At 60.1% G+C, this 23,840-nt stretch carries 19 protein-coding genes and 1 pseudogene; 8 read left to right on the top strand and 12 right to left on the bottom strand.

What is annotated here, in order from left to right; translation table 11 throughout:
• Position 1: 1 nt before the first annotated feature.
• Genes GMO_RS00090 through GMO_RS00065 form a run of 6 tightly spaced genes read right to left on the bottom strand, consistent with a single transcriptional unit; the run spans position 2 to position 5,107 of the window.
• On the bottom strand, positions 2-1,048 hold the full coding sequence (locus GMO_RS00090; protein WP_008850172.1) for an ABC transporter permease: 1,047 nt from the start codon (positions 1,046-1,048) through the stop codon (positions 2-4).
• Complete coding sequence (locus GMO_RS00085) at positions 1,045-2,628, bottom strand: ABC transporter ATP-binding protein (protein WP_008850171.1); 1,584 nt, start codon at positions 2,626-2,628, stop codon at positions 1,045-1,047. The genes GMO_RS00090 and GMO_RS00085 overlap by 4 nt, the downstream gene beginning before the upstream one ends.
• The gene (locus GMO_RS00080) at positions 2,621-3,724 is read right to left on the bottom strand and encodes a BMP family ABC transporter substrate-binding protein (RefSeq protein WP_008850170.1); all 1,104 of its coding nucleotides are present in this window, start codon (positions 3,722-3,724) and stop codon (positions 2,621-2,623) included. The genes GMO_RS00085 and GMO_RS00080 overlap by 8 nt, the downstream gene beginning before the upstream one ends.
• Positions 3,715-4,275, bottom strand: a complete 561-nt coding sequence (locus GMO_RS00075) for a glutathione binding-like protein (RefSeq protein WP_040507295.1) — start codon at positions 4,273-4,275, stop codon at positions 3,715-3,717. Before GMO_RS00075 ends, GMO_RS00080 begins: the two co-directional genes overlap by 10 nt.
• On the bottom strand, positions 4,272-4,883 hold the full coding sequence (locus tag GMO_RS00070; RefSeq protein ID WP_008850168.1) for a Rieske 2Fe-2S domain-containing protein: 612 nt from the start codon (positions 4,881-4,883) through the stop codon (positions 4,272-4,274). Before GMO_RS00070 ends, GMO_RS00075 begins: the two co-directional genes overlap by 4 nt.
• Positions 4,880-5,107, bottom strand: coding sequence for a hypothetical protein (locus GMO_RS00065; RefSeq protein ID WP_008850167.1), 228 nt, complete (start codon positions 5,105-5,107; stop codon positions 4,880-4,882). Before GMO_RS00065 ends, GMO_RS00070 begins: the two co-directional genes overlap by 4 nt.
• Positions 5,108-5,225: 118 nt before the next feature.
• Between GMO_RS00065 and GMO_RS00060 the strand changes: the two genes are divergently transcribed.
• From GMO_RS00060 to GMO_RS00045, 4 genes are all read left to right on the top strand, one after another.
• Entirely contained in the window at positions 5,226-6,065 is an 840-nt protein-coding gene (locus GMO_RS00060; RefSeq protein ID WP_008850166.1) for an aromatic ring-hydroxylating oxygenase subunit alpha, read from the top strand.
• Positions 6,062-7,408 carry an amidohydrolase family protein gene (locus GMO_RS00055; RefSeq protein WP_008850165.1) on the top strand — a complete coding sequence of 449 codons (1,347 nt, stop codon included), beginning with the start codon at positions 6,062-6,064 and terminating at the stop codon, positions 7,406-7,408. The genes GMO_RS00060 and GMO_RS00055 overlap by 4 nt, the downstream gene beginning before the upstream one ends.
• On the top strand, positions 7,405-7,899 hold the full coding sequence (locus tag GMO_RS00050; protein ID WP_008850164.1) for a nucleoside deaminase: 495 nt from the start codon (positions 7,405-7,407) through the stop codon (positions 7,897-7,899). The genes GMO_RS00055 and GMO_RS00050 overlap by 4 nt, the downstream gene beginning before the upstream one ends.
• Positions 7,900-8,050: 151 nt before the next feature.
• The gene (locus GMO_RS00045; protein ID WP_040507501.1) at positions 8,051-9,412 is read left to right on the top strand and encodes an 8-oxoguanine deaminase; all 1,362 of its coding nucleotides are present in this window, start codon (positions 8,051-8,053) and stop codon (positions 9,410-9,412) included.
• A gap of 400 nt (positions 9,413-9,812) precedes the next feature.
• On the opposite strand, the gene GMO_RS00040 is transcribed toward GMO_RS00045, so the two are convergent.
• Complete coding sequence (locus GMO_RS00040; protein ID WP_008850162.1) at positions 9,813-11,555, bottom strand: tannase/feruloyl esterase family alpha/beta hydrolase; 1,743 nt, start codon at positions 11,553-11,555, stop codon at positions 9,813-9,815.
• A gap of 69 nt (positions 11,556-11,624) precedes the next feature.
• On the opposite strand from GMO_RS00040, the gene GMO_RS00035 reads away from it, so the two are divergent.
• Genes GMO_RS00035 through GMO_RS00025 form a run of 3 tightly spaced genes read left to right on the top strand, consistent with a single transcriptional unit; the run spans position 11,625 to position 14,846 of the window.
• A complete protein-coding gene (locus tag GMO_RS00035) occupies positions 11,625-12,818 on the top strand; it encodes a DUF3500 domain-containing protein (RefSeq protein WP_040507294.1) in 1,194 nt (397 codons plus the stop codon).
• 2 nt (positions 12,819-12,820) lie between these two features.
• A complete protein-coding gene (locus GMO_RS00030; protein WP_008850159.1) occupies positions 12,821-13,375 on the top strand; it encodes a hypothetical protein in 555 nt (184 codons plus the stop codon).
• 46 nt (positions 13,376-13,421) lie between these two features.
• Positions 13,422-14,846, top strand: coding sequence for an MFS transporter (locus tag GMO_RS00025; RefSeq protein ID WP_040507292.1), 1,425 nt, complete (start codon positions 13,422-13,424; stop codon positions 14,844-14,846).
• A 338-nt stretch (positions 14,847-15,184) separates the two neighbouring features.
• On the opposite strand, the gene GMO_RS00020 is transcribed toward GMO_RS00025, so the two are convergent.
• Positions 15,185-16,213 (bottom strand): YeiH family protein, encoded by a 1,029-nt coding sequence (locus tag GMO_RS00020; protein WP_040507496.1) that lies wholly within the window; start codon positions 16,211-16,213, stop codon positions 15,185-15,187.
• A 75-nt stretch (positions 16,214-16,288) separates the two neighbouring features.
• Between GMO_RS00020 and GMO_RS00015 the strand changes: the two genes are divergently transcribed.
• Positions 16,289-17,161 (top strand): LysR family transcriptional regulator, encoded by an 873-nt coding sequence (locus GMO_RS00015; RefSeq protein WP_008850156.1) that lies wholly within the window; start codon positions 16,289-16,291, stop codon positions 17,159-17,161.
• 451 nt (positions 17,162-17,612) lie between these two features.
• Here GMO_RS00015 and GMO_RS14920 read toward each other — a convergent pair whose 3' ends face one another.
• The 4 genes and pseudogenes from GMO_RS14920 to GMO_RS14570 all read right to left on the bottom strand — a co-directional run.
• Entirely contained in the window at positions 17,613-17,807 is a 195-nt protein-coding gene (locus GMO_RS14920; protein WP_408734789.1) for a cupin domain-containing protein, read from the bottom strand.
• Between the two features lie 223 nt (positions 17,808-18,030).
• Positions 18,031-21,639, bottom strand: a complete 3,609-nt coding sequence (locus GMO_RS00010) for a DEAD/DEAH box helicase (protein WP_217491380.1) — start codon at positions 21,637-21,639, stop codon at positions 18,031-18,033.
• 29 nt (positions 21,640-21,668) lie between these two features.
• Complete coding sequence (locus GMO_RS00005) at positions 21,669-22,631, bottom strand: hypothetical protein (RefSeq protein WP_040507290.1); 963 nt, start codon at positions 22,629-22,631, stop codon at positions 21,669-21,671.
• A gap of 649 nt (positions 22,632-23,280) precedes the next feature.
• Positions 23,281-23,486 (bottom strand): annotated as a pseudogene (locus GMO_RS14570) (transposase); the annotation flags it as partial.
• Between the last annotated feature and the right edge of the window lie 354 nt (positions 23,487-23,840).

Below are 23,840 nucleotides of genomic sequence, written 5' to 3'. Positions count from 1 at the left end.
GTCAGGTCCTGTTCACACGGACATAAGCCGCCAGTTCGTCACCCGCCGCGATGGCCAGCACGAGAAGGCCGGTAATCGCGAGGACGGCCGAAGAACTGATCTGGGTGGTTTGCAGAACGATGCCCGTATCGAGAATAAGGGCCATCAGGAGCGCCGCGGGGATCAGGGCCAGACATGATTCACGCGCCAGAAGCGCCACCACGATGCCCAGATAGCCGTAATTGTTGGCCAGACTGCCCTGAAGCCGATGGACCGTTCCCGCGACTTCGAAAACCCCGGCCAGACCGGCCAGCGCCCCGGATAGCAGCAGAACAGCCAGAATACGGGGCGCCACACCGATCCCGGCGTAATGCGCGGCCTGCGGATTGGAACCACAGACTGCGGTTTCATACCCGAAGCGGCTTCTGGCCAGCCCGATCCCCAGACCAGCGACAACGACCAGCGCCAGAGGGAAGCCAAGATGAACCACGCCCCAGAGTTCCGGCAGGCCCACACGGAGCCGTTCGGTGGAAACCAGCGCGCCGGTGACATGATCCGCCCATGGGCCCGTTGCGAGATAGGACACCACCAGGGCAGCCACGAAATTGAGCAGGAGGGACGTGACGATTTCACTCACGTCCAGCCATGCCCGCGCCGCCGCCGGGACAAAAATCCAGCCCGCCCCCGCCAACGCGCCCGCGCCCACCATGACCGGCAGGGCGATGAAAGCTGGCCAGTGCGTGAACAGGCCGATGGCCGTTGCGGCTGTGGCTCCGGCATAAAACTGCCCTTCCGCACCGATATTCCACAGGTTGACGCGGATTCCGACCCAGACCGCGGCTCCGGTCAGCATCAGGGGCGTCATGAACAGGGCCAGATCCTCAAGCCCGAACCGCGAACCGATCGTGGAGCGCAGCACCAGACCGGCCAGTTCGACCGGAGATCGCCCCATGAGCGCCAGCGTCAGCGCGACGATCCCGAGAGCGACAAGAATGGACAGGCACCGTCCCACGGCAATCCGGTGGGGCGGCACAACCGTCAGGCGCGTGCGGGGAGAAAGCGCGCTCATGCGACTTCCGGCAGGCTGCGGCCGCTCATGAGCGCGCCAATATGGTCCCGGTCTGCGGCATCACGCGCCATGACTCCCATGAGACGCCCGTCATACAGAACCGCGATCCTGTCGCTTAGGGCGAAGATTTCATCCAGATCCTCGGACATCAGGACAACGGCTACGCCTGCGTCCCGGGCACGGGCCAGCATGTCACGCATGGCGGAAATGGCGCCGATATCGAGACCACGGCTCGGATATCCCGCGACCAGCACACGACTGGCAATCCGGATTTCCCGCTCCAGAACCAGACGCTGCTGGTTCCCCCCGGACAGCCCCCGGATCTGAACCTGCGTTCCCGGCAACCTGACTCCGGCCCGGTCGGCCAGGGCCTGCGCGAATTTCCGGGCCTGCGCCATGGAGAACGTAAACCGCCCTCCGATCGGGGGCCGGTCATATTCCCGCAGCGCCATGTTCTCCGCGACGCTCATTGCCGGCATCAGCGCTCTCCTGAGACGATCCTCCGGGACGTGCCCGATACCCGCATGGGCAAACAGTGCCGGATCGGCGCGCCTGACTGCCCGGCCGTTCAGGAAGACGGTGCCGCTTTCCGGTCCTATCAGTCCCGTCAGCACCTCGGCCAGTTCGGGCTGTCCATTTCCCGTCACCCCCGCGATCCCAAGAACCTCGCCCGGGTGAAGGGACAGTGTGATGTCTTCCAGCCGCACGACGCCCGCCTCATCGCGGACCGTCACCCGTTCAAGCGACAGGGGTGCAACCCCGCCCCCTGCCGGCAGGTCTGTCTGGCGGGGATAGGACGTCGCCAGCGCGACGGAACGCCCGATCATTTCCGTCACGAGGCTGTCCGGCGTCACATCGGACACCAGATGCGTCCCCGTCAGCCGCCCCTGACGCAGCACGGACACGCGGTCCGCCAGCGCCATGATCTCGTCGAGCTTGTGACTGATGATGATGACGGCACCGCCTTCGGAACGGAACCGCCGCAGGGCTGCGAACAGTTCCCCGACTTCCACGGGGCTCAACACGGCGGTCGGTTCGTCCAGGATCAGCAGGCGCGCGCCCCGTGACAGGACGCGCAGGATTTCCACGCGCTGTTGCTCACCCGCCGAAAGCGTGGAGACGATGGCGGACGCACGCACCGGCAGGCCGAACCTCTTGGCCAAGGCCGCGGCGCGGGCGTCAATGTCCTTCGCGGAAAGCCGTTTCGGCGTTTCGGACCAGCCCAGATGCAGGTTTTCCGCCACCGTGAAGCGCGGCACCAGCCGGAAATGCTGGTGCACCATGCCGATCCCGGCGGCGATGGCTGCATCCGGCGCGGGAAAGGTCACGCCATATCCGTCCATGATGATCTCACCGGCATCGGGCTGGTACAGCCCCGTGACCACATTCATCAAAGTGGATTTCCCGGCGCCGTTTTCCCCGAGCAGCGCATGGATTTCCCCCGGAAACACGGTCAGGGACACATGCTCGTTGGCGATGACGCCGGGAAAGTACTTCCCGATGTTCAGCAGCTCCAGAAGGGGCGGCGTACCGGGTGGCAGGTGACGGGGCGGCGGGCAGGCAGGTACTCTGTCAACCAAGTCCGGATACTCCCTGCACCTGCCATGTCCAGCCGTACATCTCCATGTCGGTCATGACATGACCGGCCGGAACACGCAGCCTGCCACTGGAATCATGGATTGGCCCCTGGAACGGTGACCATCCGCCCAGCATCCGGTTCCGGACGGCATCTGCTTCCTTCTGCACGGCCTCCGGCACATTTTCGCCCCAGCGGTCACGGTCCACGCCATGCCCCAGCGTCAGGAAACGGCCCTCCGGCATCCATTCACCCCTGATCCGCGCTCCGATCTGTTCGGTGTAGTAACCGGCGAAATCGAGCATGACGGAGCTGACATAAGCCCTGGGTCCGAAGGCCCGCATGTCCGTGTTCCACATCGCGGCCCAGACGCCCCGTTTTTCCGCCACGCGCAGATATCCCGGATCGTCCATGATCCCGCACAGGAAGTCACATCCACTGTCCACGAGCGCGGACCCTGCTTCGGTCGCGGCCTGCGGGTCAAACCAAGAATTGATGGCGATGACGCGCATGGTGGCTTCGGGATTGACCGATCTCGCCCCCATGAGCACGGCGTTGGCGCTCGCATAAACAGACGGCATGGGAAACGACGCCACATAGCCGAGTTTTCCGGTTTTACTCAGGCGGGCGGCAGCCACGCCGATCACGTAACTCGCATACCAGTGCGTGATGTAATACCATCCCAGATTGCCGCTGACCGCGTGTCCGTCACATTCCATGAACGCGACATCGGGCGCCCGTTCTGCGACATCGCGGATGAAATCTCCATAATTGGATGTGGAAATCACCATCTGCGCGCCCTCCGCCACGAACTGGCGGAAAATGCGTGTGGCATCGGCGGAATACGAGACATTCTCGACAAAAAGCGTTCTGACCTTCGGGTATGCGCGCTTCATGGCTTCCACGCCCTGATTATGCGCGTAACTCCAGCCCCCATCCGTGATGGGGCTGGTATGTCCGAAGCCGATCAGGAGATCTTCTTCCCGGATGGGGGCAAACCGGCGTGCCGAAGCCTTGAGCGCGGACGGAAGCAGCAGGGCGCTTCCCAGTGTCGTCAGTGCCGCACGCCGAGAGAGAGACAGCGGGCGCCTCAATGACATTCCGGCACTCCCGGCATCGTCAGAAAGCCCGGCAGGGCCCTGAACCGCCGGAGGAAATGACGAATGGCCGGGTAGAGGTCCAGCGGGACTTCAAGATCCTGACTGAGCGCGGCAACGGGGAACAGCAGGACGTCGGCGACGCCGGGATGCTCACCGGACAGCCAGGGACGGTCCCGCAGGTGATCGTCGAACAGGCGATCCTCGATTTCGCACATCAGATCCAGCACCGGGGCAGAGGCCTTTTCCATCGGGAGCGCCGCCAGCAACGATGCCCGGCGGAGGGACGAAAAACGCTCCAGCACGTTCCCCATCCAGACGTCCCGCTGCTCTTCCCCCAGCCGGAGATGCCAGTCACGCGCGACGTCAGGGAGACTGGTCAGCCTTTGCAAGATGTTCACCGGGCCATGAAGCAGGCTGCCATCCGTTTCGAGAACCGGCCCTGTTTCCAGAGCCGCGGCATCGGTCACCGTCGGGAGCGGTACGCCCATGAGGGACGCCCCCAGACGAACGGCATAACACCTGTCATCAAGAGCCCAGTCCCGCAGTCTCATGCACAAACCCTTTCATAACGCGCTTCAAGACTGTCCCTGAGTGTTTTGGCCCGGCGTGCAATCTCATTCCGGTCCGCCAGATTTCCGGCTGCCAGATGAAGCATGGTCAGTCCGGCTTCCGACTCATGCACCGCGACAAGAGCCCCATCCCGCCAGATCCAGCCCTTTTCCGGCAGTTCCAGCCTTGCACGGACCACGTCCACGGGAACCTGCACCAGAAGGCTTCTGGCCCCGAACCCTGATTGGTCCGGCAGTTCCGCCGCATCCGCATCCCCGTCCAGGGACACCCAGACCATCCCGGCGCGCTCTTCCACCTTATAGGCCGTTGCCCGGATCGTTCCGGGGACGCGCAGTTCGGGATGTGCCGGAATATGACGGCAGGCCGCGTCTGCGCCGAACTGCCAGCCATGATAAAGACAGGCCAGATTGCCATCCCTCACGAAACCGAAACTCAGCCTCATGCCGCGATGCGGGCAACGATCCTCCCAGGCGTGGATCTGTCCATCCGGGCCCCGCCAGAGCGCAATCTCCGCTCCACGCAGACGGGCGGGAGCGGCCGTTCCGGAAGGGACATCCACGCACAGCGCCAGCGGAAACCAGTCCGTCACGCACAGGTCTCCACATGCGTCACGAGACAACCGGATGGACCAAGAAGACAGGCCATTTCAAACATACCGAGCAATACGTCCTCTCCCTCTATCCGGGCTGTGAAACGGGTTTGTGAAACGGACATCTCTGTAATCTCTATGGCCAGAAGCCGGGCCCGCGCCATTGCAAAGGCCCGCAACCGTTCGGGATCAAAATGCCCTTCGAGGCGAATCTCCCGGACCATTCAATCATGCCCTTCCTATCTCATTACACAATAAGAATTTTTTATATTTCATGTTTCCTCCGAGCGGGACGGCATGATTAACTCGGGACCAGCCGTCAGCAGCAGCAGGGTCCACACCATGACGTCCATCGACCGGGAAACGTTATCACAATGGTATCCTCTGGCCATGCTGGAAGATCTGACAGCACCTGTCTTTCAGACCATGCTGCTGGACAGGCTGATCAACGTCTCGCGCGATGACATGGGAAGTTTCCAGATCCTGTGCGGGAACCGGTCCCTGCCGGTCCGGGAGCAATACGGTTATCTCTGGACGTCGCTGGGCGAGCCGGTGCGGGACATCGCAGCCATTCCGGAGGCGGATGAAGAGGACCGGCGGCTGGTCTGCTGTGGTTCCATCGCGGTACATGCCTCCGGGCTGCGCGTCGTGGAGAATTTCCTCGACATGGCGCATTTCCCCTTCGTTCATACCAATATTCTCGGAGCCGAACCTGAAACAGAAGTCCGCCGCTATCAGATCGAAACACGCGACAACGGAGAGGAAATCTGGGCGACAGACTGCACCTTCTTTCAGCCCCAGGCCGCCCTGTCCGCAGCCGGCGGCATCCTGACCGACTATATTTACCGGGTCGCGGCTCCTTTCTCGACCCTGCTCTACAAGACGTGCCCCGCTGCTCCCGGACGGCAGGACGTCATCGCGCTCTTCGTCCAGCCCATGACACCGACACGGTCACGCGCCCATCCGGTCATGTTCCTTGTTGACGAAACGTCCCCGCAGGCAGGACTGGTGGAGTTCCAGCAGTTCATTTTCCTCCAGGACAGGATCATTCTGGAGAACCAGCGCCCTCGTCTCATGCCACTGGACGGCAAATATGAAATCCCCACGATGGCGGACCGCTCCTCCGTGGCCTATCGTCGCTGGCTCAAGGGAAAAGGCGTGACCTACGGCGCGCTGGCATGAATGGCACCGTCGTCACGGGACATGTCCTGAGCCCGGAAACATCCCGACAGACCAGTCTGGAAAACGTGGCGTTCCTGATCGGGCCGGATGGCCTCATCCAGGAACGTGCAGCGGCGGGGACACCGCTGCACCGCGCGTTGTGCGCCCGTGACAGGGTGGTGTCCCTGCGCCCGGGAACCCTCCTGATCCCCGGCGTCACGGATCTGCATATCCATGCCCCCCAGTGGCCGCAGGCCGGGACGGCTCTCGACCGGCCTCTGGAAGAATGGCTCGGCGCCTGTACCTTCCCGCTGGAGGCCCGCTATGCCGATCTGGCCTTTGCCGAAGCGGTATATGACGATCTTATCCGGACACTTCTGGAGAACGGCACGGCAACCGCCCTTTACTTTGCCACGATCCACGAAGAGGCCAGCCTCGCCCTTGCCCGGACCTGCCTCCGCCACGGTCAGCGCGGCCTTGTCGGGCTGGTGGCCATGGATCACCCGGATCTCTGTCCTCCCGGGTATAGGCAGGCCAGCGCCGATGACGCATTGAATGCGACACGCCGCTTCATTCACGCCGTCCGCGCCCTTCCGGGCAATGAAAACGGTCTGGTTCAGCCGGTGATTACGCCCCGCTTCATTCCGGCCTGTTCCGATACGCTTCTGCGCGGGCTGGGACAGCTTGCCGCCGAACTGGATGTCAGGGTTCAGACACATGCCTCCGAAAGTGACTGGGAGCATCAGCATGTTCTGGACCGGACCGGGCAGACAGACACATGCGCATTGGATGCCTTCGGTCTCCTGCGCTCCCATACCGTTCTGGCCCATGCGGGCTTTCTGAACCGGGATGACCGGACACTGGTGAGGGAGCGAAACGCCGCGCTGGCGCACTGCCCGATTTCCAATGCTTTTTTCGCAGGAGCTGCCCTTCCCGTGCGGGCTGTTCTGGACGAGCATGTCCATTGCGGCCTAGGAACGGATATTTCCGGCGGATATTCTCCTTCCATATTCGAAAATGCCCGACAGGCCGTCTTGACCTCCCGCCTTCTGGAAAGCGGAACAGACCCTGCCCTGCCCACTGAACGGCGCGGCCTGCCAGATCACCGGATCGATTTTCAGGAAGCGTTCTGGCTGGCCACCCGTGGCGGCGCGGAAGCTCTGGGCCTGCCCGCCGGGCAGTTAAAGGTTGGACAGATGTTCGATGCCATTGAAATTCTTGGAACCGCTGGCGCCCTGCGCCTGCACCCGCAGGACAGCGCAACAATATGCGCCGAGAAAATCGTCTGTCACGCTTCTCCGCAGACCATTGGCCGCGTCTGGGTCAATGGCGTTCCCGTCAAAGCTCAGGCCTCCATTACATGACGACCGAAAACGACGACAATCGTTTCCTTCGCATGGCCTTTGACGTGGCCCGTAGGGCCCGCGATGGGGGCGATCACCCTTTTGGCGCCCTGCTGGTCGATGCGGATGGAACGGTGCTGATGGAACAGGGCAACGGCTACAGCGCTGAAGGTCATGACATGACCGCGCATGCGGAGCGTCTTCTTGCAGGCCGGGCCAGCCGGACATACGGCGCCGGATATCTGCGGCACTGTAGGCTCTACAGTTCAGCCGAACCCTGTGCGATGTGCGCGGGAGCCATCTACTGGTCCGGAATTGGACGGGTGGTGTATGGCCAGTCCGAAAAAAGCCTCAAGGTCATGACAGGTCAGCACGCCGAAAACCCGACGCTGGATCTGCCCTGTCGAACGGTTTTCGCAGCCGGACAGCAGGCGGTTGTCGTCACAGGCCCCCTTCTGGAAGAGGAAGCTGCCGCCCTGCAGGCAAAATTCTGGGCGGACCGGCCCCCGTGACATGTCTCCTGCCCTGATGATAGGCTGAAACTTCCTCGCCCGTTCAAAGCCGCTTTGATGACGATCCGGAGTTCGCGCCTCCGGAACAGGGCCTTCCGCGAAAGTCGTGATCCGTCATGGCTGGCTGATGGTATCGGGAAAGGGCACCGCAATGACGGTCAGCCTCCTTATTACGAACGCGTATCTCTACATCGACAGGAATCATGAAATTGCAAACGGCTGGATCGCCATCAGGGATGGGCGCGTTCATGCTGTCGGCCATTCCGGAGAAGACATGCCCCGGGCGGAGAAAACCATATCCGCCGAAGGCCGGCTGGTGACGCCGGGCCTGATCAACGCCCATCATCACATGTATCAGAACCTCACCCGCGCCTATGCCCCCATCACGAACGGGACGCTGTTTGAATGGCTACAGGGGCTTTATCCCCTCTGGGCCGGACTGGATGAGGAATCTGTCTATCTTTCCACGGCCGTCGCCATGATCGAACTGCTGATGGGCGGCTGCACCACCTCGATGGATCATATGTACGTCCATCCCAGACCCTTCCTGATCGACGCGCAATTCAGGGCGGCAAGGGAGATCGGCTTCCGGTTTTATGCCACCCGCGGCTCCATGACCCGGTCCGTGAAGGATGGCGGCCTGCCTCCGGCCTCCGTGGTTCAGGACGAAGACACCATCCTGGCGGACAGCGAACGTCTGGTGCAGGCCTATCATGACCCGTCACCCGGTGCGATGGGACGGGTTGCGCTGGCGCCCTGTTCTCTGTTCAGCGTCTCGGAACGGATCATGACGGAATCCGCCATCATGGCTGACAGATATGATCTTCGCCTTCACACCCATCTGGCGGAAGACCACGATGAGGACCGCTACTGCGCGGAAGTCTATGGATGCAGGCCAACGGAATATTTCGAGCGTGTGGGCTGGGCCAGTCCGCGCTCATGGGTCGCACACTACATCTACCCTTCCTCCGATGAAATCGATCGTCTGGCCCATGCAGGTGTCTGCACGGCGCAATGCCCGTGCTCGAACATGATGATCGGCGGCGGTTCGGCTGACGCCATGGACATGCGCCGCAGGGGAATGCCTGTCGGGCTTGGCTGCGACGGATCAGCCTCCACCGATCACGCCTCTCTCTGGCTGGAAACGCGCATGGCGCTTCTACTGGGGCGCTACCGGAACGGCCCACATTCAATGACGGCCCGGGACGCGCTGGACATGGCAACCCGGGGCGGAGCCGCCTGTCTGGGATGGGACGACGAGATTGGCCATCTGAGACCGGGCGCCTGCGCGGATCTTGTCATCTGGCAGATGTCGGACATTTCCCTTGCGGGTGCTCTGACGGACCCTGTGGAAGCATGGCTCCGCTGCGCGCCCGCTACCGCGGGGACAACCATCGTGGATGGCAGGATCCTCGTGGAAAACGGTCAGCCAGTCCTGACAAACCTCAAGGAAATTCTTGGGGCTCACAGGACGGAAGCCATGCGGATCCAGCGTCTCAGCGAGTCATCCTGAAACCCGCCATGAACATCGCTCCAGAACCCTCATTCAGATAATCCATCCCCGCTTTTGCGGGGACACCACGAGCCAGGGCGCCAGCAAGAGCACAACAGGGTCTGACGCTGTTCTATTTTGAACAGATTACGCCAGAACCGCATAACCCTGATGTCAGCTCTCTCCAGTTCCTGCGTTGCCTTTCGGAATATGGCACCTCCGCCAGGCCATTGCTCTGGCGGGAATTTCTGATGGAGACTGCGGGTACAGAACTGGTTCTCAGGTTGCAGAACGCGGAAGCTGTAAACAATGCAGGTTGAGAGAGCTGTTCCTACAGGCTTTTCTCAGCCTCGTCTGATCTCACTATCTGATCGATTACAGAGCAGAATCAGAACACAGCGCTTAACACACCCTTCGGGTCTTACTCCGGCATAACACAGGCAAAGCTGGCCGCTCTGTTTTGATCGCCCTGACCATCGTACCGGGCAACCTTCGGCCATGCACAGAGCGGCCGTGTCCGGACGATGTTCCCGTCTGAAACCCGGGACGCCACGATCTTTTCCGGGGCCTGCTGGCGCACGACCCAGTCATCGATCGCTCCCAGCTTGTTGAACGTGTCACAGCCTGCCCCGCCATAGCAGTGCCCCATGCCCGGGATCTCGATGAGACGTGCAGAGTTCCGCTCTCCGGGGCCGGCATGCTCCATGAGTGCCTGATAATAACCAGCCAGTTCCTGCGGGTTATGGCCGTCATTCCAGCCGATATACATCAGAAGCCGCCCGCCATGCCGGAAGAATGGCTCCAGATTGTCATCCACATGCAGAAGCGGCCCCAGCCTACTGGTCGCACTGGCGATATCCGTCTGCCAGTCTAGCGTGGTCCAGTCCCACTCGGGGTTCTGGAAAGCCGCATATTTGAAGAGATCAAGCGCAACGGGAAATGCCTTCCCATCCGCTGAAAACCCGTCCTCGCTGCCTTTCGCCGGTCCCGGGAAGATAACCCTGCCCGTTCCGGGATTGACCGGTCCGCGATAGATCAGCTCAGCCGCCCTGACTTCATTGGCCGTCAGACAGTCCGCTGTCTCCTCCCCCTTGCACAGAAGCTGCCGGGGCTCGAACCCGCACCGGTCCGGCTCATCAAGAAACCCCTGGCTTTTCCCGACAGGAGAGGCACAGGCCTTCATGACCGCACGGTTCAGAAGCTGAAACTTCTCCCGGCCCACACGCAGCGCCGGATCATGATAGCTCATCCAGCCAGCCCAGAGCTGCTCTCCGTTGAAATTGACAATCGGATTGGGCGGCGCACCGGCGACAATCCCGTCATAATCATCAGGATAGCGTTTGGCCTCGATCAGCCCTTCCAGCCCCCCCAGAGAACATCCGATCCAGTAGGCATGGGATGCATCCTTCCCATAAAACCGGTGCGCAAGCTGCTTCGCCGTGACCGTCATCAGATGATCGGCCCTGTAGGCATAATCGACCAGCTTTTCCGGATGACCCAGCGTAAAGCGTCCACCCTGCCCCTCCGACGTGGAACTGTCATGGCCCGTATCCGTACTCGCGACGGCATAGCCCTCACCCACGCCTGTCACCATGCCGTCATACATGATCGAGCCCGCCCACCCGAAATTGCCAACCCCGAGCAATTTGCCATTCCAGCCACGCAGCGGCAGCCAGATCTCCGTCCGGATCACTGAATCCGAAGACGGATGCAGTGTCACGGCAACACGACAGAACGCAAGATTGGCCCCCTGAGCCGGATGCCCCGCAAGATTCATGCCCGGTGCCGTCATGATCCGGCTCAGATGTGTCTGCGGACTGTGCCACGCCCCGGCTTCCACTGTTTCAACCTTGGTAAAGGTCGCATCCGGAAGCGCCAGGCGCGCCAGATCCGCACAACCGGTCGCATGAGCCTGTGTGGACAGGAACAGCGGTGCTGAGGTCAGCAGAAATGCCCCGGCAGCAAATGTCGCCATAAGCTGGCGAGACGGCTGTACGGAGCGAAGGCGACGAGGCTTCAGAAACGGCATGTGGATCCTCGGTTTTTCTTCCAGTGGCATGATCATGCCGGCAAATGCCATATCTTTGCCACCCATGACGGCGTCCCGCAGTCTGAACGCATAACACTTGGAAAGGTAAAGCCTTGATCGCTCCACCGAGGCCATGCAGTGTTTCAGTCCCGCGTCATGGAAAGGAATGCGGTTCGGCGAAAAACACCACGGGGACAGGGCGGAATGAAGAACAGATTCTGGATGGTGGGAGGCCTTTTTTTGGCTGTTTCTCCCGCCATTGCAGCGAATACTCCGCCATCCCGGGCAGTATCGACGTCAGGAGAAACCATGCCCGCAAACCAGACCCGTGTTGCCGTCACCGCCGCCCGCTCTTTTCTGGCAACCTTCGATTCACAGAGCCTTGCGAAGGTACAGTTTCCTTTTGTTGCACAAAAATCCGCTACGCTCGCCCGCTTCCGCAGAAGCGCACCGGGCCAGCCGGCGGTCCCGGCCACGGACTCCGAGCCTGCCGCTCCGACAAAACGCGGCCCTGGCATGGGACCGCCGGGCGGCTTCATCGGCGAACGGTACGGCACCTCCATCTGGTCCAACTTCCCCGTCAGCGACGTACCGCGTCCTGGCCTTCAGATGGGTCAGCTGACCGCGCCCCAGCGTTCTGCGGCCTTTCACCTCCTGCAAACCCTCCTGAGCTACAGGGGTTACCAGAAAGTGCAGGACATCATGGGGGCCGACCAGGTTCTTGCGGATGGTGAGACCAACTTCGCGTCCGGAAAAGCCGTCTATACCATCGCCATCTTCGGCGAGCCGTCTGAAACAGACCCGTGGATGGTACAGTTCGGCGGCCATCATCTGGGTCTGAACCTCGTCATCGACGGCCCGCACGGCGTCATGACACCCACCCTGACCGGAGCCCAGCCCGCCATCTTCCAGAGGGATGGCAAGACCATCCGCGTTCTGGCCGGCGAAAACGACAAGGCCTTTGTGCTTCTGAAGGCCTTGGATCCGCAGCAGCGCCAGCAGGCTATCCTGCCCTACACCGTGGACGATCTCGTTCAGGGGCCTGGACATGATGGGGAAACCATTGTCCCCGAAGGCATAAAGGGATCAGCCCTGACCGCTACCCAGAAGGACATGCTCATGGACGTGATCGGCGAATGGGCCGGCATCATAAACGACGCCTACGCTGCTCCGCGCCTCAGGGAAATCCGCGAAGGGCTGAACGACACATGGTTCGCCTGGAGCGGCCCGACCACCCATGAACCCAACCGCAACGGCTCGTCCTACTACCGCATCCAGGGGCCGCGCCTGCTGATCGAATTCTCCCCCCAGGGGGTCGGCGGTGATCCTACCCTGCATGTCCACACGGTCTATCGTGACCCGACCAACAGCTATGGCAGCCGGTTTACGGCCCAGTGAGCATGGCCCATTACGCATGTCTCGCTGCGTCGGCTCTGCTGCTCCTGCCCGCAGCCGCTTCAGCCCATCGGCTGGACGAATACCTTCAGGCCACGACGATTGGCCTCTCACGGGATCATATCGCCCTGCACCTGCGTCTTACCCCGGGCGTGGATGTCGCCGAGGGCATCATCCGGCAGATTGATATCAACAGTGACGGAATTCTGTCGTCCGCCGAACAGCACGCCTACATCACCCGCATGACCCGAAACCTTTCAGCGTCCCTGAACGGAAAACCGCTCTTCCTGACGCTGGAATCCGCCACCTTTCCCCCGCCAACTGCAATCCGAGGCGGTACAGGCGTTCTGGACCTCCGGTTCACGATCCAGGCTCCCCTGCAGAACGGCCCCAACCGCCTGACCTATACCAATCGCGGCGCAGGCCCTGAAACCGTGTGGCTCGTGAACTGCCTGCTTCCGCAGGATCCTGATCTTCACGTCCTCCAGCAGAGACGGTCCCGGGACCAGTCCGACTATCAGCTGGACTTCACGCTCACGCCCCGGAAAACTGCCAACTGAACACCCGATTTGGAGACCTTTCTTGCCGGAGAACACCCAGGAAACCATGCCCGCCCCTCTTCCGTCATCCTCCGGCGAAGCGCCCCGCTATTCTCCGCTCATTGCGTTCCTCATGGCCATCGCCACATTCATGCAGAACCTCGATGGGGCCATCATCAACACCTCCCTGCCCGCCATGGCGCGCTCTTTCGGGGTCAAGACCCTCGATCTTTCGGCAGGTGTCACAGCCTATCTGCTAGCCTCAGCCGCCATCTCGCCCATTTCCGCATGGCTCGCCATGAAATACGGTGAAAAGCGCGTCATATGTCTGGCCGTCACGCTCTTTACCGTTTCGTCCTTCCTGTGCGGCATGGCCCAGACACTGCCCATCTTTGTCTGCGCCCGCATCGGACAGGGACTGGCCGGCGCCGTCATGATGCCCGTGGGCATGTCCATCATCCTGCGTCACACACCTAAAGGTGATCTGATGAAGGCACAATCCGTCACCGTCTGGCCGGCCCTGTCCGCCCCCATCATCGGTCCCGTTCTGGGCGGATATCTGACCCAGACCGTCGGATGGCGCTGGAATTTCTGGCTCAACCTGCCAATCGGCCTCCTCGCGGTCCTAGCCATACTCCGCGTGATTCCTTTTGAACCCCCCGAAGGCGCCAGCAGGCTGGACGTCAAAGGCTTTGTTCTCTGCGCCAGCGGTCTGACTTGCCTGCTCTCCGGCCTTCAGCGCATCTCCGAGACCGGAACGGAACAGATCGTCGCCCTGGGTCTCATGGTCGTTGGCGCCGCCGTCAGCGTTCTGGCCATCCGTCATCTGAAAGCCCATCCCACGCCCATTCTGTCGCTTGAGCCCCTTAAACGCGCCAGCCTCCGATATGCCACGTTCTATCCCGGTCTGATTTTCCGGGCCATTTTTGCATCCGCCCCGTTCCTGCTGCCGCTCTTCCTGCAACTCGGCCTCGGCTTTTCTCCAGTACGTGCCGGCACGTGGCTGCTCGCCTATTTCTGCGCCAATCTAGGCATCAAGCCCTGGACTTCGGCCATCATCCGCTGGGGCGGTTTCCGGAACATCCTGTTCTTCAACGGCTTTCTTGTGGCGCTCTCCATGCTGCCCTTTACCCTGCTGAACACGCAGACATCCCTGATCCTTCTGGGCCTGTCCCTTGCCGTCGCAGGAATGTGCCGCTCCCTTCAGCTCACCAGCCTTTCCACCATGGCCTTCGCAGATGTGGAGCATAATGAGCGCAACAGGGCTGCCGCGGTCATGTCCATTCTCAGCCAGACCGGATCAACCATTGGCGTCGCCATGACAGCCTTCGCGCTGGCTGTTCTGACCAATCTGTATGGACATGCCTCCATCAGTCTGCGCGAACTCCATATCGTCTTCCTGCTGACGGCTATCACCGTCCTGATCGGCACATCAGGCTTCTGGAAAATGCCCCGAAACCTTGGAGCAGAAGTCTCCGGCAGAACCACCTGATCCAGCCGAAATGAAGAATTACCTCATTCCTCCGGACGCTCTCTGGCAAACCCGTTTCAGCTTTGCGAGCGTCGGACTAGAAACACGTAGGCGCTTCGGAAAAGCGTAAAAAACCAAAACAGTCCTGATAGTCCGACCCGCAATAATCGCCATCGACAGCCAATCAGGCCACACCTCAACCCGTCCAGCTCCCGCTTGTCGGACCTTAAACCCAATAGTTCTCCCGCAAGCGTTTACCCAGGATTTGCGCGCTCATTCAGGACATTTTCAGAATAAGCCTGCGCCCTGCACCGCCGACAGGAACGAGCGCTCCGGCATGGTCCGGGCAGCTTTTCCTGTCACGCAGGACAACAGAACCGGATGACAGACAAGGCGAAGAGGCCCAGCACGAGATGCGACAGTGTGACGCAGGTTATGGTTCTTGGACCCGCAGCAAGCACACTGCGCAGATCAACGGTAAGACCAAGCCCTGCCATAGCGACAATTGTCAGCAGATTACTGATGACATGAATTGGCATAACTATGACGTCCGGCACCAGACCGAGTGAACGCGCCGCCATCAGCCCCATGAAGGCCAGAATAAACGGAGGCAGAAAGCGGATGATACCGAGCCGCCCCACAGAGCCATGATGACTCTGTGTGTCATGCGACGAAATCAGGGAGAAACAGGCGATAACCGGCCCAAGCATCAGCACGCGTATCAGCTTGACCAACGTGCCCATTTGAACCGCCACCGGCCCCATCGGTCCCGCCGCAGCCAGCACCTGTGGCACGGCATAGACCGTCAAACCTGCCAGTATGCCGCCCGCCATTGCCGACAGATCCATCACATGACTGATAATCGGCAAAACGACAACAACTGCGATCCCAAGCACCGCCGTAAAGGCGACGGCCGTGGCAGTATCATCGCTCTCAGCGTCAATGACAGGTGCAATAGCGGCAATCGCGGAATTGCCGCAAATGGCATTACCGCACGCAATCAGAACAGCCATTTTTATCGGTAGTCTTAGGAGACGTCCGATCATGATTCCGGTGAGGATCGTAAGACCGACTGTCATTGCGATACAGAGAAGAAGAACCGGGCCAGCCGCCAGAACCACGCCAACGCTGATTGTTGCCCCCATTAGCGCGACTGCGACTTCCAGTACCCGGTGGGCAGAAAACTGAATCCCAGGCCGATAGCCATCCGATGGCTTCCATATGGTCCGAAACACTGCTCCGATGAGAATGGCAAGTACGAGCCCTTCAATCCAGGGCGTACCCAGAAACATTCGTTCGACATGCTCCATAAGCATGGATGCAACAGCGATACCGAGGCTTAGCAGCGTTCCGGGCAGATACCGACGGATGGAAATATGGCGTTTCATGAGCACAGGATCGCGCTCCAAAAAGAACAAATCCAATGGATTGTTATCGTCGATTCAATAGAATAAATTTATCAAATGACACTGGAACAACTTCGTATTTTCGTAACAGTTGCCAAGACATTGAACATGCGTGTGGCAGCCGAAAGGCTATGCCTGACACAGCCTGCTGTCAGTGCGGCTGTCGCGGCACTGGAGGCAAAATACGGGATCAAACTCTTTGATCGGATTGGCCGCAGTCTTGAACTCAATGAGATGGGCCGGGCTTTTCTCCCAGACGCGCACCGTGTCCTGGCGACAATGTCGAACGCCATTCAGACAATCGAGGATATCTCGGGGCTTGTGCGTGGAAAGCTGCGTGTCGTCGCCAGCCAGACGGTTGCAAGCTACTGGTTGCCGCAGCGCCTCGCCCGGTTTGCTTCCCATTATCCAGACATCGAACTCGAACTCAGACTTGGAAACACTGCACAAGCTACAACGGTCGTTCTCACGGGCGAGGCCGATCTGGGATTCGTCGAGGGGTATGTCGACGAAGCATCCCTGGTGCGTGAAAAGGTGGGAAGCGACGGTTTTGGTTTTTATTCGGCTCCCGGTCATTCATTAACGATACATTCCCTGTCCCGTGTTGCTCTCATGGAAGCGCAATGGGTCTTACGCGAGGAAGGATCGGGTACACGCAATCATCTTGAAACCTGTCTGCGCACCGGCTTCGACCTTGATCTGTCGGACCTGACAGTCAGACTGGTCCTGCCTTCCAACGATGCCGTGATGGAAGCTGTATCGGAGAGCGAACTCATTACCGCTGTCTCTCATCTTGCTGCCGCGCCGCGCGTTCGTGCGGGAATAATTCAGGCACTCGACAGTACTTCTTTCAAACGTGATTTCTACATGCTTCGGCATCGCTCCCGCCGGATGGGACGTGCCGCAGAGGCCTTTTTGCACTTCATTTGAACGGTTTTGGAGAACTATCTGTGGGGGTCATGGCGTGATGGAGATACGCGTGATTACACAGTGCCTTGGAAGACAGAACGGACGTAAATTTCTGATTCCACTCGTTGCCATTACAAATGCAAAAACCCCGCCATCTCAATGAGATAGCGGGGTTTTCGTAAACTATTCAATGGTTGCGGGGGAAGACAACCAACGATACTTGCGATTGGTAGACCGCGAGATACCTCGCCTCGTCGCTTGATACGCCGATCCTGTCAGGGCGCGCGAATGCATCCAATCGGAATCGTTACCCACTAGGCCAGATCAAATCAAAACAAAGCGAGAGAATGCTCAGGTGCCATACTGACTCCAACCAGTCGACCAGAGAACCGCTCGGCTTTTCCTGGATGACGATGTGGCTCATCGCCGTGGTCGCTGTCGCGCCATGCCAGTGCTTTTCGCCGGGTATGAATCAGACAGTATCGCCAGGATGGATTTCCTCAATCGGGCCGCCTTCGCACTGTACCCAGCCGCATCCAGCCGTGACGATCAAGGTCTGCCAAGCGGATGGCTGTGTCAGGCAGTTCGGGTTCCTAGCCGCGCAGCCGGCGCCACCGCCACGCGCCGATCCGTCACCAGCCCCATACGGCCTCGATCTTGAACTCACGGCTGAACTTCCGCTTCGTCATACCCAATTTTCAGTTCCTTGGTCACGATCTTATCTTCGTGTCCACGAAACCGGCAGCAGGCCAAGGATTTTCCGAAGCTATTTCGAAAGACAAGCGCCGTTCGACCGGAAAAAATCAAAGGAATTTCCGGATGCTTTTGCCGTAGCGGCACCCTCAAAGTGGGCAGCGGCTGTACCGGGGGCACCCCCTAGGAGAGACGCGCTAAGGGCGTCTACCCGGACGGAACACGCGGTTGACCGATGCCCGTCCCTCAGACACATGCAGTTCGTAGTCGCTACGCCAGCGATTTACGCGGCCCCAGTTGGGGTCGACGGATACCGCAAGTTGAAACCCTGCGGGGTCCAGCCACTCCGTAGCCTGGCCGCGCGCGATCGGAATGACTGGATAACGCTCGCGACCGCCGTCGGTACCAGTCAATCGCACCTGGGTTTCGTCCGCCATGGCCGCTGATCGCTCCTGCCGCGGCAGGCTCTTCTGCCACCTGCCGAAATACTGCGGGTCGATCCGGTCCTCCGCCTCAGGATTACCGATCTCACCATCCAGCCACGCATCGAACTCGGCGCGGCGCGCCATCGCCGCCTTTCGGGTGTGCGCGAGTCCCTGTGCCAAACAGAATGCCACAAACGGATCATGCGTTCCCCAGCGTAGGAGCTCCCGAGCCCAAAACCCGAACCAGGGTAAACGAGTAGTCGCTTTCCATTCGGCGAGACTGGGCAAAGTCGTGGCATCTGGCACGCCCTCCGACCAGGCTCCCGCCACCACCGCGCCAATTGCTACGCCCAGGCGAAACTCGAGATTGTCAGCCACGAAGCGCTGCCATGCGCGCAGATCCTTTGGATCGGGGCCCGGCGCACCAGGCTCGTGCATCCACCAGCCGAGCAGACGAGGCCAGTTAGCGAGGATAGCGTGATCGCCATCCGTTGCTCGGACACGAAATCCGAAGCCCCGATCGCCCTGAAGGAGTGTCCCAATATTCTCAAAAACACCAATCCGGGCCACTGCCCCAAGGTCGCCATAGTTCCCGGCCGCTACGATCAAGCTCCGGATCTTCGATGCCACGGCATCGAACCGCCGACCAATCAACGGTGTGAAACCGTACTGATAGAGCCGTCGACGCTCGGCTGGATCGGGGTAGATCGTCTCAATCATGCCAACACCGCGCCGGATGAAGGCGGCTTCAAGCAACGCTGCTCGCGCGGCTGATACCGCCGTGAAGGTCGTCGCCCACAGCGCCCGTAACGCTGCTTCGGCTCGGGCGGGCGTCATGTCAGCTTGTTCGATGAGGACTACCTCTTCGAGCGCCGTCAGAACTACGCCGTCGAGTTCATCCATGACGTCAGCCAGCCTCGCGTGGCTGTCGGTCGAACCGGTGCCCGCATCGTCACTCACGTCGCCTGGCGCTGTCTTTTCCAGCCAGTCCAGAAAGTCGTCCGGCCGGATTCCCAGCAGACGGTTAGCCTGTGTCCAGATGCAGTCAAGCAGCAGAGCCAGCGGACTATCTACCACGTCAGCATCCTGTTGCTCGATCAACAATTGCCTTCGCAAAGTGTCGTAATCTTCCGCGCGCTCGCGCATCTGACGACGCTGTGTCTGCAACTGCCCATTTCCCGTAGCGGAGATTGCTTTCGGCAACGCGACCAGCGTCATACCCTCGATCCCACGGGCCGCGCCCGGTCGGCCAGCGCGGCCCGCCAAATTGCGAAACTCGGATGTCGACAAGCGCTTCACGATCGACTCTTCCTTCGCCGCATCCCAGGACCGGCGCTTGAGGGAGGTCAGAAAGATCAGATCGAATGGAAGATTGACACCCTCCGTCAGCGTGGCGGTTGCGACAGTGATTGGACAGATCTTCTTGTCGATCATCTCGACCATGAGCCGGCGCAGGCGCTGCGGCATCTGCCCATGGCTCGTCGCGATACCGCGTTCAAGCAGAAACAACTCGAACGAGTCCGGTCCGCAATAATCATGGCACGCGGCGCAGGCTTCCTCGTACCGTGCCCGCAGATCACCCTCAGGCTGCAGAAATCTGACTAGAGCCTGCCACGTGTCGAGTTCGAGCGCTTCTTTAAACCAGCGCATCGTCTTCTCAGGCTCTTGCGCGACCGAGATCAGGATCCGTTGATTCTCCTCTGCGAGGTGAAGCGCGTTCCATAACACATTGAGGCAGTTGAACCGGTTCAGGCTGTTACGCCACGTTGCCTTGAGTTGCGGCATCGGCTGGTAACGCAGCGGCAGATAGACCGGGTCTTCTTTGCCGCGCAGATAGAGCCGCCGCCCATTCATGAGGTCGAGCAGAATGCGGCCTGGGGCACCGGGAGTCGCCTCCAGAACACCGATAACCTGCCGGGTGCTGCGATAGCGGACCCCGATCGCCTGCGCTTCGGCACGGCCCTCGATCCATCTGGCGACCGGGCCTGATGCGCCGCCAGCGACTGCCGTTAGCGCAATCCGCACGACGTCGGGGCGCTGCGATAGGATACGCGACACGAGCATCTCGAGACGGATCGACCTATTGTTATGATCGGAAAAGCTGACTCTGACTTCCTCGCTCGCTCCAGGCACAACCTGATGTGCTTCGTCGATGATGAGCAAAGCGAGCCGCGCGGTCAGTAACGCACCGAGGTAGCGTAAAAGCGCCTCTGCCTTCTCGACGGTGACGATCAGCACAACTGGGCGCTCACTGGTCAGCCAATAGTCCGTGATGCCCCAGTCTGCGCCGCCATAGAGGCCGGTGACGATGACTTCGCCGCCGAGTTCCGCGTTTAATTTTGCCTCAACCTCGCCGGCAAGAGCACGCGAGGGAACAATGTAGAGGGCAAGCGGGCTGAGCGGAGTATCATGCTCGCGCAGCAGTAGTTCCTTGATCACCGCCATATTGGCGACCAACGTCTTGCCTGAGCCCGTTGGCGTGCAGAGGGCAAAGGATGCCTCGCGCAGCAATCGGTCGAGCCCGTAAATCTGGGATGTCCACAGTATCCCGCGGCCGCGGCTGAACTGGTCGCGCGCATATGACAAGAGTAGGCTCGTACGTTCGGGCCGAATCTCTGCGAGCGCGCGTAGCGGTTTGTAGATGCTCGCGGCAACGAACCCCTCCGCCACCTGACGCAGTAAGCCAACGACCAGCGCGGCATCATCGCTGAATGTGCGCGCCGCCATCCCGTCGAGCGCCTGGAGCTTCGCCATCGCTATTTTCAGTCGCCCATCGTCGCCGCGCCGCAGACAATCTGCCACTAGCCCCAAGCACCGAATCAGTTCGACTGTGAACCCCCAGGAGACGCCACGGTCGGGATCTTCGCTTGCCATCGCATCAAGCAGCAGTTGGCTAGCATTGCGCGTCGTGAGATCTCCGTTGGCACGCCAGAACAGCATCGCGCGCCGCAAAACGAGGTCGAAATTAGCCTGCAGAAACGCGGCATAGAGTAGCACACCCTCGTGTTCGGACTCTACTTGATCGAGCAGACCAGTCGCCATCGCTGGTAGCCCGCCAAGTTGATAGGCCGCAGCCGCCAGCAACTCTATAGGGACAATGCTGCGAATATTGTCGCCGGCTCGCGACAGCCATTCGAGAATCTCGCCAGTTCGGCGGAAGCAATCGACCGCGCGGGTTGACCCCGGTCCCTCTATCGATCGGAAAATATGAGCGGAATGCAGGAGGCGACGCGCGTCGCTCAGTTGCTGGGCAGACTCGCGCTCGCCCCACACGATGGTCGGAACCTGCCAAGTAGTCTGCAGGCAGCGCACGTAAGCACGCGCCTGTGGTCGAGTGAGCTCGTTCTCTATGCCGAGCGACTGGCGCACCCCTTCCGCCAATGCCAACCGATCCGCATCGCGCGCGGGCATTATGTGCCTCTCCAAAGTGACGAATACAGCTTCGCGATCAGCTCTTCGCCACCTTTCAAAATCACCTCGACTACCTGCAAGGCATAACCAGCCGTGTAGTCTACCGGCAATTCCTCCCACCCTATCAGGCAATCGCCCTCGTCTCGACGTTTCGCACCATTGCCGACGATCAGCACCATGTCGGTTCGCTCAGGTTTTGCGCCGTCGCCGAGCACCGCGCGATCAATCGAGTATATCGCGGAGGCATAGCCCTCGGGGTCCTTCAACTCTAGCAATCTCTGAAGCTGTCGTAGGCCCCAGGGAATCGGCGAGTCGCGATTGATCTCGTACCAAATACCCTTGCCATCCCGCTCCAGCTCTCCGGTCTCCTCATTCTCGACTTTAGGCCCATACAGAAGCGAAGCGACGGCCGATTCCGTCAAGTTTCGACGCCATTTACACTCGCCTACGATCATCCGCGCCACTTCTCCTGCGGCATCGAGCGAAATGCCGACGAAGTCGGTGCCATGCCGCCCGTAAATCTCGCGTGCCCGGCCCGGATCGGCTTTCAGTGCCCAGAGATAATTCTCCACGTCGTCATGATTACGGAAAAGGAAAATTGGTACGATCCATTGGTGACTACCGACAAATTCACTTTGATATGCCTCGGTTACAAGCCCGGCCATAACCTCTCCGAAAAGCCCGCGCTTAGCAGTCTCCGGCAGGCAGTTGGGGTAACAGACTTCCGCAGCGCGGCCTCCATCCGGGTGAAGATCGATACCCAGCTGTCGATGGAAATATTCACGTGCATCAAGATGCGCTGATTCGAAATACGGCCGCAGCGCCGCCGCTAGCGCGTCGTCACACACCCCAACCTGCTCCAGCAGCAGGTGCCCGTAGTTACCCTCGTTTTCAATCGACCCCAAAGCCTTCAACCACGCTTGGAGCGCGGCCATCGGGGGCGGAGCGGTATGTAGAGACATTGCCTTTTGCCTACCACTCTCCAAAGAAGGAGGCAGCTGGACCGTCGAAAGCGCCAGTTGGATTAGATGAGAAGAATACGCCACCCCGGAGGACAGTCGATGGAATGGGCACATACGTCGTACCGAGGTGATCAAGTAAGATCTCCTCGCGGTTACACAACCGGCCTGTCCCGAAGGAGATCGGGCCTTGTCTGCGCTCGCCACCGGATCTCAACATCCCCATCCATCACTCCTGTGGCAGCCTGACTGCCCCCCCGTCAGGCTTCAGCCATTATCTTTTGCGCACCTTGCGCTGCCGTGCAACCGGGCTGCTTCAGAGACGAATCGACGACGCATTTTCGCTGTATTGCGATATCCCGCGGCTGTAACGATGATATTTTTTGGGAAATGCCCCGCTGAATGAATATTATACGTCGTCGACTGATCGGCGACTCAGGAAACGGTAGTAGAATTCGCAACAACAGCCGTTTCCACTCGGAACCCATCGAACCGGGATCGATTAGAGTCGGCCAAGAACGAGGCCATCAGTCTATGGCCAGCCTTGGAAACCCATGAATCTCGACTGAAAAACCGACAGGAGGAGACGGTCGCAGATATACCGTAAGCGCAGAGGAGACTGCCAATAAAGAGATAGGCACCGACGGTCGGCAGACAAAGAACGGCTGAGCCGCTCGTTTTGCCCTCCAAACGCCTTCAGTCGCTTGGCCTCAGATACCTTCAGCCCGCCATATTTGGCCCTCCTTTTGTGAAATGTCTCTTCGCTGAGGCCATGACGCCGACACACATCCGGCGTCCGGCGTCCTGTTCGTTCAGGATGCCAATGATCTGCTCTGTGCTGAAACGGCTACGCTTCATCAGTCTGTCCTATCAATAATAGACAGACTCTATCCTCCATGGCAGGTCAAGGCCAACAAAGACCTGTATAAATCATTGTTTTATAATAATTTATGGCACTGAACTGGTTGCCGGTCCGTGCAACCCGGAGCCCTGCTCCACCCGAGCTTATTTCGCAACAGACGTAGCTCGCGCCGAGTCTTACCTCTTCCTAGCGAACTCGGTGCATATCGCAGTTGGTTGCGGCTCGGCCGCTCCGATTTGAACCTGCGAAATTAGGTCATTGATTTGGTTGATATTTATTTTCACCCCGCCATGCAGCCAAAGAAAAACCCCGCCAACCGATTGGTTTAGCGGGGTTTTCTATATGTCGAC

Source organism: Gluconobacter morbifer G707 (genome assembly GCF_000234355.1).
GTDB lineage: Bacteria > Pseudomonadota > Alphaproteobacteria > Acetobacterales > Acetobacteraceae > Gluconobacter > Gluconobacter morbifer.
Note: the sequence above shows the minus strand (reverse complement) of the source record. Positions and strands in the feature narration are given on the sequence as shown.

Excerpts from the sequence above, each read along its gene's own strand:
- GMO_RS00090 (WP_008850172.1), bottom strand. The coding sequence starts at position 1,048 with ATGAGCGCGCTTTCTCCCCGCACGCGCCTGACGGTTGTGCCGCCCCAC.
- GMO_RS00080 (WP_008850170.1), bottom strand. The coding sequence starts at position 3,724 with ATGTCATTGAGGCGCCCGCTGTCTCTCTCTCGGCGTGCGGCACTGACG.
- GMO_RS00075 (WP_040507295.1), bottom strand. The coding sequence starts at position 4,275 with ATGAGACTGCGGGACTGGGCTCTTGATGACAGGTGTTATGCCGTTCGT.
- GMO_RS00065 (WP_008850167.1), bottom strand. The coding sequence starts at position 5,107 with ATGGTCCGGGAGATTCGCCTCGAAGGGCATTTTGATCCCGAACGGTTG.
- GMO_RS00060 (WP_008850166.1), top strand. The coding sequence starts at position 5,226 with ATGACGTCCATCGACCGGGAAACGTTATCACAATGGTATCCTCTGGCC.
- GMO_RS00055 (WP_008850165.1), top strand. The coding sequence starts at position 6,062 with ATGAATGGCACCGTCGTCACGGGACATGTCCTGAGCCCGGAAACATCC.
- GMO_RS00050 (WP_008850164.1), top strand. The coding sequence starts at position 7,405 with ATGACGACCGAAAACGACGACAATCGTTTCCTTCGCATGGCCTTTGAC.
- GMO_RS00045 (WP_040507501.1), top strand. The coding sequence starts at position 8,051 with ATGACGGTCAGCCTCCTTATTACGAACGCGTATCTCTACATCGACAGG.
- GMO_RS00040 (WP_008850162.1), bottom strand. The coding sequence starts at position 11,555 with ATGGCCTCGGTGGAGCGATCAAGGCTTTACCTTTCCAAGTGTTATGCG.
- GMO_RS00035 (WP_040507294.1), top strand. The coding sequence starts at position 11,625 with ATGAAGAACAGATTCTGGATGGTGGGAGGCCTTTTTTTGGCTGTTTCT.
- GMO_RS00030 (WP_008850159.1), top strand. The coding sequence starts at position 12,821 with ATGGCCCATTACGCATGTCTCGCTGCGTCGGCTCTGCTGCTCCTGCCC.
- GMO_RS00025 (WP_040507292.1), top strand. The coding sequence starts at position 13,422 with ATGCCCGCCCCTCTTCCGTCATCCTCCGGCGAAGCGCCCCGCTATTCT.
- GMO_RS00020 (WP_040507496.1), bottom strand. The coding sequence starts at position 16,213 with ATGAAACGCCATATTTCCATCCGTCGGTATCTGCCCGGAACGCTGCTA.
- GMO_RS00015 (WP_008850156.1), top strand. The coding sequence starts at position 16,289 with ATGACACTGGAACAACTTCGTATTTTCGTAACAGTTGCCAAGACATTG.
- GMO_RS00005 (WP_040507290.1), bottom strand. The coding sequence starts at position 22,631 with ATGTCTCTACATACCGCTCCGCCCCCGATGGCCGCGCTCCAAGCGTGG.